The sequence below is a fragment of the Halomonas sp. SpR1 genome (assembly GCF_031010175.1).
Taxonomy (GTDB): domain Bacteria; phylum Pseudomonadota; class Gammaproteobacteria; order Pseudomonadales; family Halomonadaceae; genus Vreelandella.
Window position 1 is genome coordinate 1 of sequence record NZ_JAUAMB010000058.1, and the last position, 16,909, is coordinate 16,909.

At 55.8% G+C, this 16,909-nt stretch carries 15 protein-coding genes; 5 read left to right on the forward strand and 10 right to left on the reverse strand.

Going from position 1 to position 16,909, the window contains the following annotated elements:
* Positions 1-231 precede the first annotated feature (231 nt).
* Genes QT231_RS23265 through QT231_RS23280 form a run of 4 tightly spaced genes read right to left on the reverse strand, consistent with a single transcriptional unit; the run spans position 232 to position 2,572 of the window.
* Positions 232-603: an ASCH domain-containing protein gene (locus tag QT231_RS23265; RefSeq protein ID WP_308339159.1), complete on the reverse strand. Its 372-nt coding sequence runs from the start codon at positions 601-603 to the stop codon at positions 232-234.
* On the reverse strand, positions 581-1,636 hold the full coding sequence (locus tag QT231_RS23270) for a hypothetical protein (RefSeq protein WP_308339160.1): 1,056 nt from the start codon (positions 1,634-1,636) through the stop codon (positions 581-583). Before QT231_RS23270 ends, QT231_RS23265 begins: the two co-directional genes overlap by 23 nt.
* A 42-nt stretch (positions 1,637-1,678) precedes the next feature.
* The gene (locus tag QT231_RS23275) at positions 1,679-2,104 is read right to left on the reverse strand and encodes a hypothetical protein (RefSeq protein WP_308339161.1); all 426 of its coding nucleotides are present in this window, start codon (positions 2,102-2,104) and stop codon (positions 1,679-1,681) included.
* A gap of 3 nt (positions 2,105-2,107) precedes the next feature.
* Positions 2,108-2,572: a S24 family peptidase gene (locus tag QT231_RS23280; protein WP_308339162.1), complete on the reverse strand. Its 465-nt coding sequence runs from the start codon at positions 2,570-2,572 to the stop codon at positions 2,108-2,110.
* Between the two features lie 796 nt (positions 2,573-3,368).
* On the opposite strand from QT231_RS23280, the gene QT231_RS23285 reads away from it, so the two are divergent.
* Both QT231_RS23285 and QT231_RS23290 read left to right on the forward strand, forming a co-directional pair.
* The gene (locus QT231_RS23285; protein ID WP_308339163.1) at positions 3,369-3,551 is read left to right on the forward strand and encodes a type II toxin-antitoxin system HicA family toxin; all 183 of its coding nucleotides are present in this window, start codon (positions 3,369-3,371) and stop codon (positions 3,549-3,551) included.
* Positions 3,552-3,589: 38 nt separating this feature from the next.
* Positions 3,590-4,009, forward strand: coding sequence for a type II toxin-antitoxin system HicB family antitoxin (locus QT231_RS23290; RefSeq protein WP_308339164.1), 420 nt, complete (start codon positions 3,590-3,592; stop codon positions 4,007-4,009).
* 34 nt (positions 4,010-4,043) lie between these two features.
* Here the strand turns inward: QT231_RS23290 and QT231_RS23295 are convergent, their stop codons facing one another.
* A complete protein-coding gene (locus tag QT231_RS23295; RefSeq protein WP_308339165.1) occupies positions 4,044-5,003 on the reverse strand; it encodes a diguanylate cyclase in 960 nt (319 codons plus the stop codon).
* 290 nt (positions 5,004-5,293) lie between these two features.
* Between QT231_RS23295 and QT231_RS23300 the strand changes: the two genes are divergently transcribed.
* Positions 5,294-6,448, forward strand: coding sequence for an MFS transporter (locus tag QT231_RS23300; protein ID WP_308339173.1), 1,155 nt, complete (start codon positions 5,294-5,296; stop codon positions 6,446-6,448).
* Between the two features lie 13 nt (positions 6,449-6,461).
* Here the strand turns inward: QT231_RS23300 and QT231_RS23305 are convergent, their stop codons facing one another.
* Entirely contained in the window at positions 6,462-7,244 is a 783-nt protein-coding gene (locus QT231_RS23305; RefSeq protein WP_308339166.1) for a sulfite exporter TauE/SafE family protein, read from the reverse strand.
* A 30-nt stretch (positions 7,245-7,274) separates the two neighbouring features.
* Positions 7,275-8,342 (reverse strand): glycosyltransferase family 4 protein, encoded by a 1,068-nt coding sequence (locus QT231_RS23310; protein ID WP_308339167.1) that lies wholly within the window; start codon positions 8,340-8,342, stop codon positions 7,275-7,277.
* 40 nt (positions 8,343-8,382) lie between these two features.
* Here QT231_RS23310 and QT231_RS23315 point away from each other — a divergent pair, with 40 nt between their 5' ends.
* Together QT231_RS23315 and QT231_RS23320 are read left to right on the forward strand one after the other, a co-directional pair.
* Positions 8,383-10,467, forward strand: a complete 2,085-nt coding sequence (locus QT231_RS23315) for an HAD-IIB family hydrolase (RefSeq protein WP_308339168.1) — start codon at positions 8,383-8,385, stop codon at positions 10,465-10,467.
* Positions 10,464-11,339 carry a galactosyltransferase-related protein gene (locus tag QT231_RS23320; RefSeq protein WP_308339169.1) on the forward strand — a complete coding sequence of 292 codons (876 nt, stop codon included), beginning with the start codon at positions 10,464-10,466 and terminating at the stop codon, positions 11,337-11,339. Before QT231_RS23315 ends, QT231_RS23320 begins: the two co-directional genes overlap by 4 nt.
* Here QT231_RS23320 and QT231_RS23325 read toward each other — a convergent pair.
* The 3 genes from QT231_RS23325 to QT231_RS23335 all read right to left on the reverse strand — a co-directional run bounded on the left by QT231_RS23325 (position 11,330) and on the right by QT231_RS23335 (position 16,671).
* Positions 11,330-12,520, reverse strand: coding sequence for a glycosyltransferase (locus QT231_RS23325; protein WP_308339170.1), 1,191 nt, complete (start codon positions 12,518-12,520; stop codon positions 11,330-11,332). The genes QT231_RS23320 and QT231_RS23325 overlap by 10 nt on opposite strands.
* 150 nt (positions 12,521-12,670) lie before the next feature.
* The gene (locus QT231_RS23330) at positions 12,671-14,983 is read right to left on the reverse strand and encodes an ATP-dependent DNA helicase (protein ID WP_308339171.1); all 2,313 of its coding nucleotides are present in this window, start codon (positions 14,981-14,983) and stop codon (positions 12,671-12,673) included.
* The gene (locus QT231_RS23335; protein WP_308339172.1) at positions 14,980-16,671 is read right to left on the reverse strand and encodes a VRR-NUC domain-containing protein; all 1,692 of its coding nucleotides are present in this window, start codon (positions 16,669-16,671) and stop codon (positions 14,980-14,982) included. The genes QT231_RS23330 and QT231_RS23335 overlap by 4 nt, the downstream gene beginning before the upstream one ends.
* Positions 16,672-16,909 lie beyond the last annotated feature (238 nt).

The following is a 16,909-nucleotide window of genomic DNA, read 5'->3' on the forward strand; positions in this document are numbered from 1 at the left end:
CCTGGGTCAGTTGTCGGTATCCCATGCTCTGCTTCACTTTGGTCGGTAAAGTCGAGAGGGTACCGGCGCTGGCCCTCCTTCCTCTACTGTGTGATCCAAAGTGCTGCGGTTATTCTATGAATCCAGGCTCTAACTGGCGTAGATGCTGTTCCATATCCGGAGACTCCCGCCATCATGATGCGGCTTTAAAAAAGCCCAACCGGCAAAGGTTTGGGCTCTGGATCAATAAAACTAAAGGTAACGGTATGATTGAGGTGCTGCACCATTGGATACTACTTGATTAAGCTCAAATGGTTCGTGGTAACGTACAGGATTTTTCACTTTAATAGCGAACCCCTTATCCCGGCCAGTAAAATAGGATTCAAAGAAGCTGAGGCTAATACCTGCATGATGCTTCGTTTCTTCCCATAGTTCACTTGGTTCAAGTGATAGCACACCATCAATATCAAATTCACCAATGACCTTACCCACCGGTTTAGTGGCGTAAATAACCACTTTCTCTATATCTTCACGTTTAAATATAGACTTACGAAACTCAAAATGCTTGCTTCCATCAAGAATAGAATTCGCATATTCCGGTTTAATCGATAATAAGACTTTCATCAACACCACCATTTATCAAGATACTTTTTGCAACCCAAGGAACTAAAGGCACTATACTCCAACGATCCTTTGGTCGCATGCCATATTCATCAATTAAATTGCCGCGTGTAATTCTCTTCTTCATAGCAACATTATAGCTGAATTTAATGATAAATGGGTACCGCTTAGTTGCATAAAAATTTTCAAGCTCTCTTAGATCAAATACACTATAAGATTCACAATAACGGCGAAAATCAGTAAAATTAGAAAACTCATGAATATTCCTAACTTCTTCCACAACGCAAGCAGAAGTCACAACAGATCTATAGTGCGCAGGCCCCTTATAATCGTTCGTGCGGTATATTAAAAGTACATCACCTCGTGTAAAAGAGGCTACCCCCTGCATAGCGGCTAAATATATTTTATGGATACTATTCGTATGAGATACGTCCTGAATTACATCAAAACTTTCATTTTTAAGTATAGAGTCTGGCAGCATTCTGGTATGAAATTCTGGATAAATAGCAAGCAAAAAGCATCTATTCGACTTCATATCCAGCATAGGGTAATTTAATAATGAGTCGCTATGAAAAGCTCCAATTCTCTTAACAAACACCAATTCAATACCGTTTGGCGTACTCTTATTGCCATAAACATCAAAACCATAACGACGCAATAGTGCAATCAAGCCTTCATGCTTTTCGAACGCAGTTACGTAAATTTCTTTTAGATTATGCTCTACAGCATGATCAAAAATTTTCTTAATAAAACGCTCACCAAGCCTAGTGCCATGGGCATTTATTTTTAGCGTACCAACTTTCAACCGTGGATAAGGTGGCAAATTGGGGTAGACATCTAAAACGGCTTCGTCTTCTCTCTTCAAATAAAGAAAGCCATCCACAAGACCTAACTGATTATAGAAAACATATGCCCCATCGCCTTGGGCGGCTTTTCTATTAAACCAGTCAGGAAACTCCTTATAATCATCCTTTAAAGAATCAAAGAAAACATCGCTTAAATTGACATCAGAAAACCTCTCATAAATTAACGTCATACCCTATATCCTCATTAGTTGTTATAAAAAAGAAGAATCTCATTATCTCCTTTTAGCATACATAGCTTCCACAAAAGCCGGCCCAGAGTCAATCAAGCCACTTCCATCATTATTTTTGACGTCAGCCTTTTCACCGAAAATAACACGCCCTTCGCCAATTTCTTCCTTCAACCTCACTATTTCTGAACCTATACCTTTACGCAAGAATCTGTCACCAAGCTCATTTAGGAACATGGAAGTAACTTTATAATAGCGAACTTCTTCTGAACCTTCCTCCTCAATTCTAGGTGAAAATATAAAACCACCTATTTTTCCAAGTACTTCATGCCTTATGCTTGGTTTATCAATCAAATATACATAAGCATCATCGCCCACCTCGATAAGAATATATTCATTTCCTAACTGATAAATCACACTTTCACACTCATCAAACAAGTCTAGTATTTCTTTAATTTTTAAATTAGTCATCTTTTAAACCACCCGCCCAATCCGAATCTCACAGCGCCCCAAAATCTCCACATCATGCATATCCTGCGTATTGATCATCTCAGGCTGGTAGTGATCGTTGTCGCTGATTAAGTACAACGCGCCGCCCGCCAGACGCTGCACCCGCTTAATCCGCCGTTCCCCGCTAACCAACAGCAAAAAAACACCTTCCTGCTTAGGGTCGCGGTTGCTGCGTTCCACCAACACCCAATCACCATCAGCCAAGGTGCCATCCATCGAATCGCCACGCACTTTGATGCCCACCACCTGCGCAGGGTATAGGCCCTGTTCCGCCAATTCTGCGCTGGAAAAGTAGAGCGTGGTTTTAATCGGTTCACCTTCAAAGCTGCGCCCAGCCCCGGCCGCAGCTTCGATGTCGTACATCTTCAGTGATGAGAGATCCGGGCCTGGCTCCCTTCCCTCCCGTAGCCTTTCCCCCAATGAAACCATTCAGGCTTCACAACACACCGCAAGGGAGCCACTGCCATGGCCACATTTGCTACTCACAAAATCATTACTACCCAACTTAACAGCAGCTAGCAGCTGCGTTAACTCAACCCTTTAAAAGTCCTTTAATTCATTAAGGAAGCCTAGCCCATGGTCACCACTAACACCATTGCCCCAAAGTCGATTTATGCTCAAAGGGTGTAACTCGCCAACCATGACTTGCCTCACCGAAGCCGAGCACGGCACCCTGGAACGCATTACCTAGTTGGAAATGCGTTCGATGTCGGCGACCGCTCGCAGGCTCATGCTGCGCAACATCGCCCAGTACGACCAAGAAACCCTCTCTGCCCATTAACCCGTTGTTCGTGCTTCTGCATAAAGAACGCCGTCATGCACCAAGACACCCGTCGAATCCGTCAACGCTATGAACCTGCGTAAAACCTCCCAAGCTAAAGGGGTATAAGAAAGCCACTGAGTAACGCATATACAAACATAACCCCCGGCCATCCAATGGCCGAGGGTTTTTGGTATCCGTCTCCTTACAGAAAAGCTGGTTCCTTCCAGCTCGCGCATCCAAGCGTCATAGGCAGCATGGCAGATGAATGGCCCCGTTTATGTAAGACATTGCCGACAAGATTTGTAAGAAATCTCTTACATCGTCATGACCTGGATTCACTTCAAAGCCACCCTTCCGTCCAGTAAACGGGGTTATCAGGGTTATATTAATTGCCCATTTTCAAATACAGGGTTATAGTAACCCCGCGATTAACAGAACAGCTAATCAGCACAGGTTCAGGAGGTGGATAGCAGAGCGCTGATAAAGGAGCTGAAGAAAGACGGTTGGGAGTTGGTCAGAGTCAACGGCAGCCACCACCACTTCAGGCACCCTACCAAGCCCGGCGCGGTCACCGTGCCACATCCTAAAAAGGATTTGAAAATGGGATTGGTAAGAGCAATCAGAAAAAGCGCCGACCTCTTATGAGGCTGGCCACTACTGCCCCCCATAAAGGAGATCAACGTATGTTGTTTCCCATTGCAATTGAACGTGGCGACGAACAACACGCCTATGGGGTCGTAGTGCCCGACCTTCACGGCTGCTTTTCAGCGGGTGACACCTTTGAAGAGGCGTTAGCTAATGTGAAAGAAGCGATCGAAGGATGGCTGGAAGTCGCCGTGGACTATGGCGACCCCATTCCCGAAGCAACGTCCATCGAGCACCACATGGACAACCCTGATTACGCTGGTTGGATCTGGGCGGTGGTGGATATTGACCTGACCCCCTACCTGGGCAAAAGCCACAAGATCAACGTTACCCTGCCTGATCTACTGGTTAAGCAGATTGATGACTTTGTGGCCAGCCACCCCGGCGACAAAACCCGCTCCGGCTTTCTCTCCCGCGTCGCCATGGCCGAACTGGCCAGAGCACGCAAAGGCGAATAATCCAGCCCCCGGCCACTCCACATCGCCGGGGGAGTTATGTTTGGTCAGGGCCACCCTGCAGGCCATTGATGCGGTCACGCCCGCTACGTTTAGCCTCATAGAGCGCATCGTCGGCGTCCTTGAGCAGCGATGCAAAGCTTTCTGAATCTATGATTTCCCGACTAGCAAGGCCCATGCTCAGGGTAACCAGACCAGAGCCTGTCGCTGGGTGGGGAATGGCACTTCTACGCACACCATTTCTGATTCTCTGGGCTACCTGCTGAGCGAGAGCGAGTGGTGCGCCTAGCATCAGTACCAGGAATTCATCACCCCCTAATCTTATCGGGTAAGCCTCGCCCACCCTAAGGGTGCTTCGAATTACCCGAGCCACCTGCTGCAAGCATATGTCACCTTGCAAATGCCCGAGCGTGTCGTTGTAGGGTTTGAACTGATCGATGTCGATCATCAAAGCAGTCACCTGAAAATGTCGTCCCTTACTCATTAGAATCTTACGCAAACGCTCTAGGGCGCGGCGATTTCCCATATCAGTGAGCAAGTCGGTCTCGGCTTTAACCAACGCATTCTGATACTCCTGCTTTAAAGCCGTCGTCATGTTCTTTGCCTGAGTGATGTCCACACCGATATCCAGCAGGCCTCCGCCGGGAATCAGCGTTTCCGTCATCAGCAGCCAGCGGCCATCCCATGCGTCAACTTCAAACTGGCGGTAATTTTGCGTGCGCCGCTTTGCTAGCGCTGTTTGAATCCACAACTCAATATCATCTGTCTCAACAATCAGCCCCTGCCTCTTGGCATAGTTGTCACGCACGATTTCCGGCCAAGTTGGGTGCGAACCCCGCGTATGGCAGATGAGGCTATAATATTGGTCGTTGCCATAAAGCAGCCGATCCTGATCATCGAACAGGGAAACCGCTGTGCCGCTGTTATTAAACAGGTGGGCCGTCACCGGCAAGATATCCGCCAGTTGGCCTGTACTATCATTGGACGAAAACGCCACGTTAACTGCCCCTGCTGATGTGCTCTCTCACTTTTAGCTATAACAGATAGACGCCAACAAACCTATTAGATAAACGGTGATGTGGGCATCTTCAAACGCCTAGAATTCGTTGCCAGCATGAAACATGGTTACTTTCTTCACCCCACGAGAGGCTAGTCTTAGTCTCTCGGCAAGTCGTTCGCACCAGGCAATAACTAGCCTGCTAAATAAATGCTACTATTCGTGCTAGTGATGTAAGCCATTCTCTTTACATTTGATGTGGAAGCCGACCCATTAGCCATTTAGCTCATATTAAGGCCGTTCTCCTTTTTGCCAGCACCATGACCGTGATGTCGGGGGCGATTATAGCGCCTGCGCTGCCGGGAATTAGCCGCCACTTTCCTGATCAGCCGCAGGTGCTGATCCAACTCATCCTGACTATTCCTGCGCTGATGATCACGCTGTTTAGCCCGCTGATGGGCTATTTGGCTGACCGGTTTGGGCGCAAAAAACTGCTGCTGATGATGCTGGGTATCTATGGTTTTGCCGGGGTCTCAGGCTTTTTCATCGACCGAGTGGATCTGCTGCTAAGCTCGCGGGCACTGATGGGAATAGCGGTGGCGGGCATTCTTAGCATCAGCACCACGCTGGTGGGGGATTATTTCGATAGCACCGAACGCGCTCGCTTTTTGGGATTGCAGAGCAGTTGCATGGCCTTGGGCGGGGTTATCTTTATTAACCTCGGCGGGATACTTTCCGACTGGAGCTGGCGCGGCCCGTTTCTACTCTACCTGACCGGCGTGCTGTTACTGCCCTATGCGTGGGCGATTCTTCAAGAACCCAAATCCAGCGGTAGCGTAAGTGCTGATACAAACGGTGCGCCGGTGAAGGTGGATATCGGGCGCACTGGCCTTGCTTATCTCATCGCCATGCTCAGTATGGCAATGTTTTATATGTTTCCCGCCCAACTGCCCTTTTTACTCTCTCAGCAGGGTCAGATCAGTGGTATGGCGATCGGCATTGCGCTTTCCATGGCGGCGCTAACGGCCAGTATCGTGGCGTTTTGCTACGGCTACTACAAACCATTTCTTTCGGTGATGACGATCTATGTATTGGGGTTCCTGCTGGCGGCCGCTGGCTTTTTGATCGTTGGGTTCACCCAAAGTTACGCCATGGCCATCGTCGGGGCGGCCATCTCGGGATTTGGCCTGGGTGCCTTTATGCCCAACACCACCACCTGGCTGATGCGCATCACCCCTCAGCGGGTGCGTGGCCGGGTATTTGGCGGCTTTACCTCGACCTTCTTTTTCGGCCAGTTTATCTCCCCAGTGGTGGTCTCCCCGGCGGTGATTTGGCTGGACTCGCTGCGCAATGTGTTTACCGCCATGGCGGTCGTGTGCGGAGTGCTGGCGATCATACTGATCATTCTGGGCAAAACAACGCTACAAGCAGACAGTAAGCTTTAAAGGTAGCGCCCCACTAGCCGGGTGGATGAAGCAACCCTACCACGCTGACCAACATCAGCACTGCACCCAGCACCCGGAAGAACAGCCCGGTATCCGCTTTGAGCATATAGCGGTGGGCTTTCTCGCCTACCAAATGGCCAATAAAGGCACAGGGCAGCAGCCATAACTGGTGGATTAGCTGTAGATCCACGCCCGCGATCAGGAACGAAACCATCTTGATCACTACCAGGATAAACCACAGCACAAACATGGTATCCCGGAGCTGCTCTTTGGCGACATGCGTAGCGAACACCGCCACGATCAGCGGCGCGCCAATTAGCGAGGTGCCGCTGACATAGCCGCCCAGCGCCAGCAGCACGTAATCCACGTACTTATTCTTGCTCTTGAATGGCCGGTTCAGCACATAGCCAATGGCATAGATGAACACAATGCCGAAAATGATGCTGGTCATGACCTGGGCGGGAAGCGTTAACAGCCCCACCACCCCAATCAGCTTGGGGATAATCATGATTTTCAGGGCTTTGCGTAAATATACCCAATCAATATTGCTCTCCGCAGGGCGTGTGGCACTGCTCTCTTTCTGCAGTTGGCGATGCCCGTTCCAAGCAATCCAACTGGAGAAAATTAGCAGATGGATAGCAATAATCGGCAAGAACACCAGGGGTTGATTGGTCACCAAGAGTAAAAATGGCAGCGCCAGCACGGCACCGCCAAACCCCAGGCTGGTGCGTACGAAACCGCTCCAGGCAAAAATCAAACCGATTAGCGCATACTGGTACCAGAGTAGGTCTGTCATTAGGTCACTTGGTTTCGTCGTTATGAATAGTTATTGGCTGTCATCACCGGCTAATAACGTTTTATAAAGTTTCACGTAATCCTCGGCCATGCGGGATGCGGTAAAACGTTCAAGAAACACCTCGCGAACACGGTGTCGCTCAAGCGCTGGCAGGCGTTTAACCGCCTCCACTGCTTCTGCGTGGGAGTCGACGATAAAGCCGCTGACGCCCTCTTCAATAATCTCTTCCACCGAGCCATTTCGCCAGGCAATGACCGGCGTGCCACAGGCCATGGCCTCGATCATCACCAGCCCGAAGGGTTCCGGCCAATCAATGGGGAACAGTAGCGCGGCCGCCTCGCCCAGAAATGCCTGCTTTTGTTGATCATTGACCACACCCACATGCTGAATGCGCTCATCAAGCTCGGGCGCCACGTGGCGGTCGAACCAGCCAGGGTTGCCCACATCGATGCCACCCGCCAGGCGCAGCGGATAGCCCGTAGCGCGCGCCACCGCGATGGCCCGGTCGGGGCGTTTCTGGTCGGTCATGCGGCCGATAAAGGCCAAATATTCTCCTGAACCTTTACCTATATTAAAGCGCCGAGCATCAAGGCCATGGTAAACCGTACCCAGGTGATTGTTTTCAGGCAGTGCGGCGCCCTGGGCTTTTGAGATGGAGGCTACCGGCAAATCGGGAAATCCTTCGAAAAAAAGCTGTCGATCCAGCTCATCAACGCGCCAGTGCACGGTCGTTACGCTATGGCGGCGGCGCTCGCCCAGCACCGCCGCGTGGCAGAACTCACCATGGCAGTGGATGATATCGAACTCATCCAAATGCTGGCGCAAGCGTTCCAGCGCCAGCGCCTCAAGAACGCCCGGCACGCCTGGCGGCACGTTATCACGTAACTGCTGCCAGCGGCTGAGGCTTGGCGAGGTTGCCAAGTGGCGCGCCGATGTCTGGCTGTCAGAAGGGGCTATCAGTGTGACCTCATGGCCCATGGTCACCAGCGCTTCGGTTAGGTCGTAGACAATGCGCTCGGTGCCTCCGTTATCCACCGGCGGGGTTGGAAAGATAACGGGGGCGACCTGGGCAATGCGTAAACGCTGTTTCTGAAGCATAGATTGGGTACACCCCATCAGGTGAAAAGGAATTCACGACATGCATATTGTACATTTGGCACTACAGGGCTGCCTGCGCGGCAGCGATATCGAATATGGTATTACGGCCGATACCGGCGGCCATATCCGCTACCTGCTGGAGCTGGTCGAGGCTTCCGAACAGGATCCAGCCATCGAGCGTATTACGCTGGTGACCCGCGCCTTCGCCAGTGAGTTTAGTCGGGTAGATTATACCTGCCCAGTGGAGGTGATCAGCCCGAAAATTAACCTGGTGCGCCTGCCTACCACGTGCGCCAATTACCTGCCCAAGGAAGACCTCTGGCAGGAACTGCCTTCGTTTATTGCCGCCTTTGAAGAGTGGCTGGCAAGCCTACCCAAACCGCCTGACGTTCTGCACGCCCACTACGCCGATGCCGGCGAAGTGGCCGCTGAAATCGGCGCTCGCCACGCGATTCCGTTTGTGTTCACCGCCCACTCGCTGGGGCGATGCAAGCTGAAATGCCTTGCCACTGGCCAGCCTAGCCTTGATACACAAACACAGCAGACACTACAGCGCCGCATCGCCTTTGAGGAGCGCGCCATTCGCGATGCCACCCTGATCATCGCCAGCTCCCGTGATGAGGCTGAGGTTCAGTACGCCGATTACCTGCACTATGATACCGGCCGCATCCGCGTTATCCCGCCCGGCAGCCATCTGGATGATTTTACTGGCGCCTCTTCAACGCCGGCTATTGAAGCGATGATGCAACCCTTTCTGACCGATCCCAGTAAGCCCGTGCTGCTGGCTATTGCCCGTCCCGTTACCCGTAAAAACCTGGCGGCGCTAGTATCGGCCTATGGGCAGAGCAAAGCGCTGCAACAGCGTGCCAATCTGGTGATTGTGGCAGGCGTACGCGAACATATTGATGCGCTAGAGCCCGAGCTTGCCGATAACCTCCATGAGATTTTAACGCTAATTGATGACTACAATCTCTATGGTCACGTGGCCTACCCCAAGCATCACTCCCCCGAAGATATCCCTGCGCTGTACGCCTGGGCACGTGAGCGGTGCGGCATATTCATCAACCCGGCGCTCAACGAGCCGTTTGGACTGACCCTGCTCGAAGCCTCGGCGGCGGGCCTACCGCTGATTGCCACCGACAGCGGCGGCCCCAGCGACATTATTGAACAGTGTAACAACGGCGTACTCATCAACCCCCGACACAATGATGAGATCATCCGCCAGGCACTTGACCTGCTCCAGAATTCCGAACGCTGGCAGCGCATGGCTGACAACGGCCAGGAGGCTGTCAAGTGCTACGACTGGCAACGCCACACTCAGTGCTACCACGACCTGCTCGCCCGCTTAATCCAGCCGACCCTCGGCCCGGCGCAACCCAAGGCGCTGCTGATCTGCGATATCGATAATACTCTTACCGGCTCGCCCGACGGCATACGCGCCTTTATCCAGTGGTACGAAACACAGCCCACACTGGGGTTTGGCGTTGCCACCGGACGCAGCTTTCACAGCGCGCTGTCGATTCTCGAACAGGCCGGCATCCCCGCCCCTCTGGTGATCATTTCGTCGGTGGGCTCGGAGATTTACTACCGCAACCCTAACGGCGTGACTTACCAGCAAGACGCGGAGTGGTCAGCGCGGATTGACCGGCGCTGGCAGCAGGAAGCATTAGAGCAGGCTTTGAGAGATATGCCTGAGCTGACGCCCCAAGGATCGCTTGAACAGCGCCGTCATAAACTCAGCTACTTCAGCGATGGTGACCCAACATTGATTGCACGTATCCAGGCACATCTCAAAAAGCGCGGCCTAGCGGGCACGGTTATTCAAAGCCATAGCCGCTATGTGGATATCCTGCCTGTTGAAGCGTCCAAGGGGCAGGCCGTCGAGCACGTGCGCAAACGTCTGCATATTGATTCCCAGTCGCTTTATGTTGCAGGCGACTCGGGTAATGACCTGGATATGCTGCGCTCGGTGCCCTGCTCCATCGCGGTGGCCAACCACTGCGATGGACTATTGGACGGGCCCGAAGTGGCCCACGTCTATACTGCCCGCGCACACCACGCCTTGGGGGTTATTGAGGGCGTTCAGCACTTTCAACGCCGACAAAAAATGGGGGGCTCGGCATGAAGGTAAGCGCTCTGACGCTGGTTAGAAACCGCCGCGAACATCTGGTCAACCTCATGCTGAGCCTGGAAGCCCAGACGCAGCGACCGGACGAGCTGGTAATTGCCTGGATGCAGCCAGAAGCCGAAACAGACCTACCCAAAACGCATTTCCCGGTACGTCACGTTATGGTTGAAGGTGATGCCCTGCCGCTGGCCAAGGCGCGTAACGCAGCGGTAAACGCCGCTGCTTTTGATGGGCTGATATTTCTGGATGTTGACTGCATCGCATCACCCACGCTGGTTGCGCGCTACCGCGAGGCGCTTGCCCACCAAGCGGCGCTCTATATTGGCGAAGTGCACTACCTGCCCGCCGACGCCGTGCGCCAACGCGCCGATGGGACATTGGACCTTACCCACCTTGCCACCTTAGGTGAGCGCCACCCGGCACGCCCAACCATTGAAGACGATGAAATACGGCGTGAGCCTGACCACGGCAACCTTTGGGGGCTCTCCTTTGCCCTGATGCGTCAGGATCACCAGCGAGCAGGCGGCATGGATGAAGGTTACAGGGGCTACGGCGGCGAGGAGACCGACTACGCCTGGCGGCTGGCAGCGGCCGACGTACCGCTTTACTGGGTGGGCGGCGCGCTTGCCTGGCACCAGCACCACGCGATGTACGCGCCACCCTGGCCGCACTTCGAGGCGATCATTGTCAACGCGCGGCGCTTTTACTCACGCTGGGGGCAGTGGTGCATGGAGTACTGGCTAAACCAGTTTCATGAAGCCGACGCCATTCGCTGGTCGCCGGTAGCAGAGGTCATCGAGATCGTTAGACGCCCCACCCAGGAGGAAATTGCCGCCGCACGCCTGCCTGCTAGCGCCCGTTACGGCTGAGTTTCAGACGCCATGGCCCAGGGCGTAAACTCGGCGCCCAGGTGCTTCTCAGCAGTAACGCCGGAAGCGGTCTGTGCGGTAGGCGCCCCTGACCAGAGCCGGTCAACGCAAGCTTCCAGCCACTCGGCCGCACACCGGGCGGCATCCTCGCTATACAGCTCGGCCAGCGCACTGACATCCAGCCCCCGGGCTTTTTCTAACACGGTCTGCCAGCCGGCATAGTCACTAGGCCAGACGGCCATGTTGACCGCCGCGCCCAACTCCGCCAGCCGTTCGGCTTTGCGGGTCTGCTCGCCAAAGTAGCGCCACTCAGGCGCCACGATATAAGGGCGTTTCAGCATGGCGATTTCATGCACGGTATTGTCACCAGCGGACGCCAGCACGATGTCGCTAGCCGCTAGGTAATCCACCACGTTCTCGACCCAGCCAGCATTCCTTAGATTGGCAAAATCGGTCTCGTGGCCCTCCCGATGAAGCGGGCCAATCGTCGCGAACAGCGTATTGGGCGCGGCGCGTGCCGCCACGGTAAGCGGCGCGTAGGGCGTGCCCGAACCGCCGCCACCGGTCAGTACCAGGACGATTTCACGGTTGGGATCAAGCCCCAGTCGGCGGCGCGCTTCGGCGCGTTCAGGTATCTCGGCGGCGGTGGTACACAACCCCCCAGTGTAAAACGTCTTTTGATGCAGGCGGCTAGGGTAGTCTTCCTGCTCGAGGCGCTCATCATAGGGCGCCAACATGCCTACGCACGCCTCATAAGCGCCCAGATGCCCAGGGTCGTTACGGTCACCGTGCATGCGAACCTTGACCGCTGGAATACTCGCGATACGCGACAGCAGCGCCAGCTCCGCGGAAACATCGATCACGAACAGCCCGGCATCACTATCGTCCAGATGATCCAGAATGCGCCGCATGGTCTGGCGCATCTCGACCACCCCCATGGGCACACAGTGCATGACCGAAGGGGTGGGTTGGTCATACAGCGCCTGGGTGGGAACGTCCGCACCGATCATGTCAGGCAGCGGTACAAGCTCAATCTCGCGTTCGAAACCGTCAAACAGCGAAGGATCCGCCGTCATCACACTGACTGGGCGGTCGGCCGAAAACTGGCGGATAATCGCCATGGTACGCCGCGCATGGCCGCGCCCCTGGTGGTGAACAAAAAAGCTGATGGGCTTCTTCATGACATAACACTCCCTTGTGTTGAACGGTGCCCAGCCTGGCTGGCTACCGTGGCCGCTTCCGTGGCCTGATGGTCGTTTAGCATCGTCCCTTAAACATCGTCCCTTAAGCATAGCCGCCAGAACGAAAAACACCCGCCCCGTTTAATATGCTCAGCCCAGCGACCACCAGCTTGGCAATAGCGCACGCACGCTGGTCTGGGCGAAACGATCATCCATTAATACCACAACGCCTTCGTCTTCTGGACTGCGAATCACCCGGCCGGCAGCCTGCACCACTTTGATCATGCCAGGAATGCGGTAGGTATAGTCGTCACCCTGGCCAAAGCGCGCGCCCAGGCGCGCTTTCAGCGCTTCATTGAAGTCGTTAAACGGCGGCAGCCCAAGAGTGGCGATAAAGGCGCCGATTAGCCGGTCGCCGGGCAGATCGATACCCTCTGCGAAGGCACCGCCCAGCACCGCAAAGCCGATACCTTTTCCACCGGGGATAAAGCGCGCCAGAAACGCCTCACGTTCGGCCTCCGGCATACCGCGTGTTTGGCTGAACACGGGCACCTCCGGGTGCGACTCACGAAACCGCGCCAGCGCCGCCGCCAGGTAGGCAAAGCTGCTGAAGAACGCCAGGTAGTGGCCCGGTCTGCCCTGATACTGCTGCGCCATGGTAGCGACAATAGGCTCGATTGAGGCGTCCCGATCACGAAAACGGGTGGAAATATCGCGCCTAATGCGTACCTCAAGCTGGCGGGCGGCAAATGGCGAAGCTACTTCGCGCCAGACGGTCTTTTCCGGCAAGCCGAGCAGATCCCGATAGTAGTGACCAGGCGTAAGCGTTGCCGAGAACAGCACCACCGTGTGCGCGGCGTTAAAGCGCGGGGCCAAAAAATCAGCGGGAATCAGGTTGCGGAGTCCCAGCACCGCCCGCCCCCGCCCGTAACGGGTAAGGTCGCACAGCGAATGCTCGCCAAAACGCTCGGCGAGGCGGCAGAACGCCAGCGCTTCGAACAGCAGTTCCTGGAGTTCCAGACTGGCGTCTTCAGGGTGCTCGCCCAGGTGATCGGTCAGCGACGCCCCCACCTGCTGAGCGGCGGCCACCAGCTTGTCGGGCAGCGTCGTGAGCAGCCGATAGACGGGCTTACCCGGTTCGCCTACCTCATCCAGCCCCGCGTCTTTAAGCGACGTGTCATTAAAGAACGTGTCTTTAAACAATGCCTGCCACTGGCGGGCTAAACGGTTCAAAGGCCGTGAAAGCGCTGGCGGCGCGCCACGGCGCGCCCGGTTAAGGCGCTGCTGGCCGAGCTCGGCGCTGTACATGCCGCGGGCGCGCTCCACCAGGTTATGCGCTTCGTCGACCAGCACGCCCGTTCGCCAGTCGTTGGCCTGGGCCAGGCCGTGCAGCAGCGCGTGGCTGTCGAACCAGTGGTTAACGTCGCCGACGACCACATCCGTCCAGCGCGCCAGTTCCTGGCCCAGGTAATACGGGCACACGTCATGAGCCAGCGCCACTTCCCGCAGCGCGTCGCGATCCAGCCAGGCTTGCTCTACTGCCGCTTGCCGGGCGGCTGGCAGGCGGTCGTAAAAGCCTCCCGCCAACGGACACGACTCGCCGTGGCAGGCGCGGTCAGGGTATTCGCAGGCTTTGTCGCGGGCCACCAGTTCCAGTACCCGCAGCGGCTGGGCTTCCTCGCCCGGGCTAGCGCGCAGCGTGGCGAGCGCATCCAGCGCCAAACGGCGGCCGGGGGTCTTCATGGTGAGAAAGGCGATACGGTCGAGTTGCTGGCGCGGCATGGCCGAGAGCATGGGGAACAGCGTCGCCACCGTTTTGCCAATGCCCGTGGGCGCCTGGGCGAGCAGGCAGCGCCCGGTACTGGTGGCTTTATAGACGTCTTCAGCGAGCTCGCGTTGGCCGGGGCGAAACGTGCTATGAGGAAAACGTAGCGTTTGCAGGCGGCTGTCGCGGCGCTGGCGATGGTCGGCCTCCTGCTCCGCCCAGGCGAGAAAGCGTTGGCACTGGTCGGTAAAAAAAGCCTGCAACTCGGTAGCGGACGCCTCCTGACTAAGCAAGGTCTCCTTGCCACTGGCGATCTCCAGGTACACAAGCGTCAAAGTGATGTGTTCCAGGCTGCGCTGGGCACACAGCAGCGCGCCGTAGACTTTCACCTGCGCCCAGTGCAGCGCGCGCTGGTTATCGGCCATGCGCTCCAGGCTGCCGCGGTGGGTTTTGACTTCTTCCAGACGGTTGGCCGCTGGGTCAAAACCATCGGCCCGCCCCGTCACCGTCAGCCCCTCAAAGGTGCCTGACAGCGGCAGTTCGGCCATATAGTCTGCCCCGCGGCGGCTGGCCACCAGCGTATGCCCTTGTATGCCTTCCTGGGCACTGGGCGCAGGGGTAAAGCGGTGGTCGAGATCGCCTTCGCGGGCGGTGAAATCGCACAGCGCCCGCACCGCCACCCGATAAGTCGCGCTCATGGCATTGGCTCGGCGCTATCCGCCCAGCGGACGTAGCATACCGCGACGGGGATCTCATGACGGTGAAAGAACGTTAGCCAGCGGCGCTGGTTATCCTGTAGCCGATCGCCAGGGCCTTTAACTTCAATCATCCGGTAGCGCGGCGTGCCCGCGGGGGCATCGGGCAATAACTGAATCAGATCCGGCAGCCCGGCGCGGTTGGCCTTGAGATCCCCCAGCAGCCGCTCAAAACAGGCCCGTAAATGTTCAGCGGGGATACAAGTCAGCGCCAGCTCGACAAGCGCCTCATCGACAATTGGCCAGTGGACAAAGGGTGATACAAGACCAAACTTCTCTTGCCAGATCGCCTGAATCACCTCGCGGTAGCTGCCGTCTTCCAGCCGCGCCAGGCAGGCATCGAAGATGTCACGCCGCCGCGCCACGAAATCGTCGCGGTATAAATCCGCGGGGCCATGATGAAAGGGATGGAAGAAAGCACCGGGCAACGGCGCAAATATCGCGGGCCAGCAGAGCAGGCCAAACAGCCCGGTGATCAGGCTGTTTTCCACATAGTAGACCGGCGCGTGCGGCTCACTAAGGGCTTCCACCACAGCCCGCTCGACAAATTGCGCCCCCGGCAGGGTGAGATCCCAACGCTCATGGGCCGGCTCAATGTCGCTCGGCACAGCAGGCAGCTTAAGCCGCCGCCGCAGACGGGGCAGCATCCGCGCCAGCGCCTGGCGCTCGGTTTCGTTGGGGCTGCTCTCAAGAGCTTGGGTGGCCAGCTCAAACGCCGTTTGGTGCTCGCCCAACCGCTCCAGCACCCGCAGTTGGCGAATGCGCGCCTCACTACTGCCCGCATCGCCATAGAGCGTCAGCGCGAGCGCCGATTCGCCACTACGCTCCGCCTCGCGGCCCAGCTGCAGCAGCAGCCGTGCGCGCCGCGTGGCCAGCCAGTGGTTATCCGCAGGCGGCGGTACTTCAGGATGAAGCTCGGCGGGAAGCTCGCCCTCATCGAGACGTTGGCGCAAATAATGGAGCGCCAGGTAGGTATCGACTTCCTGACGCGACTGGAAAGCGCGGGATTGCGGCGTAAAGGGAACCGCTTCGAATCGCTGCAGGCCTAATTCGGTTAAAACGAATTCCGCCCAGTCCTGGCGCAGGTTGCCAAAGAACATCAGGCGCAGCCGGTCGCAAATATTCATCACAGTGAGGCGCACCACCCGGTCAGGCGCGTTGGGCCACCATACCTTTAGAGGAACAGCTTGCGTAAACCTGCTTGCCAGCGTGTCGTAAAGCACCGTTTTAGCGCTCGACGCGTTTAACCCAGAGGCGCGTATCTCGTCGGCTAAAATGTGGCGAAGTTCAGCCAGACGCAGCTGATTAAACAGCTCGTCAATGCTAAGTGCTGGCTGATCATCGACCCACCCCAACGCGATCAAGGGCGCTATCGCCGTCGCGCTGTCGCCAATCTCGGCATAGCTGAGTTTGCTAAGCCTAAACAACTCACCTTTGCGCATCACCATGCGCACCAGCAGGGCTTGGGAGGCGCGCGGCAATATATTGAATTGAGATAGGAAATCGCGCTCTTCTGCCGAAAGCAGATCAGCATGGCGCTCCCCCACCCAATCCAGAACGAAGCGAAAGTTCGTCAGGTAGTAGAAGGGATCATCAAGGGAGGCGGTAGGTGTCGCGAAAGCACTGTTCATTTATCCATTGTAACAGTGCGACGCCATTGTGACAGTCTTGCCGTCATGAAGATTAAACAGAACTATTTCACAGTGGTCAGTCTGTACATCCTAGTGCCGAGGACAGGTTTCCGCGAGGGCGCTGTAAACCCGTATATGGTCTCCTCCCTGCTTGCAAGGCTTCGGTCATCGATGCAGGAACAGGTTGCTGCCATATATCCGGCCTGTGCATGAGGCGTCGTCTCCTGGCGCCTCTGGC

Bases quoted from the DNA above. Each gene is read 5' to 3' on its own strand.
- QT231_RS23270 (WP_308339160.1), bottom strand. From the start codon at position 1,636: ATGACGTTAATTTATGAGAGGTTTTCTGATGTCAATTTAAGCGATGTT.
- QT231_RS23320 (WP_308339169.1), top strand. From the start codon at position 10,464: ATGAAGGTAAGCGCTCTGACGCTGGTTAGAAACCGCCGCGAACATCTG.
- QT231_RS23275 (WP_308339161.1), bottom strand. From the start codon at position 2,104: ATGACTAATTTAAAAATTAAAGAAATACTAGACTTGTTTGATGAGTGT.
- QT231_RS23335 (WP_308339172.1), bottom strand. From the start codon at position 16,671: ATGAACAGTGCTTTCGCGACACCTACCGCCTCCCTTGATGATCCCTTC.
- QT231_RS23290 (WP_308339164.1), top strand. From the start codon at position 3,590: ATGTTGTTTCCCATTGCAATTGAACGTGGCGACGAACAACACGCCTAT.
- QT231_RS23330 (WP_308339171.1), bottom strand. From the start codon at position 14,983: ATGAGCGCGACTTATCGGGTGGCGGTGCGGGCGCTGTGCGATTTCACC.
- QT231_RS23280 (WP_308339162.1), bottom strand. From the start codon at position 2,572: ATGGTTTCATTGGGGGAAAGGCTACGGGAGGGAAGGGAGCCAGGCCCG.
- QT231_RS23305 (WP_308339166.1), bottom strand. From the start codon at position 7,244: ATGACAGACCTACTCTGGTACCAGTATGCGCTAATCGGTTTGATTTTT.
- QT231_RS23310 (WP_308339167.1), bottom strand. From the start codon at position 8,342: ATGCTTCAGAAACAGCGTTTACGCATTGCCCAGGTCGCCCCCGTTATC.
- QT231_RS23325 (WP_308339170.1), bottom strand. From the start codon at position 12,520: ATGAAGAAGCCCATCAGCTTTTTTGTTCACCACCAGGGGCGCGGCCAT.
- QT231_RS23265 (WP_308339159.1), bottom strand. From the start codon at position 603: ATGAAAGTCTTATTATCGATTAAACCGGAATATGCGAATTCTATTCTT.
- QT231_RS23315 (WP_308339168.1), top strand. From the start codon at position 8,383: ATGCATATTGTACATTTGGCACTACAGGGCTGCCTGCGCGGCAGCGAT.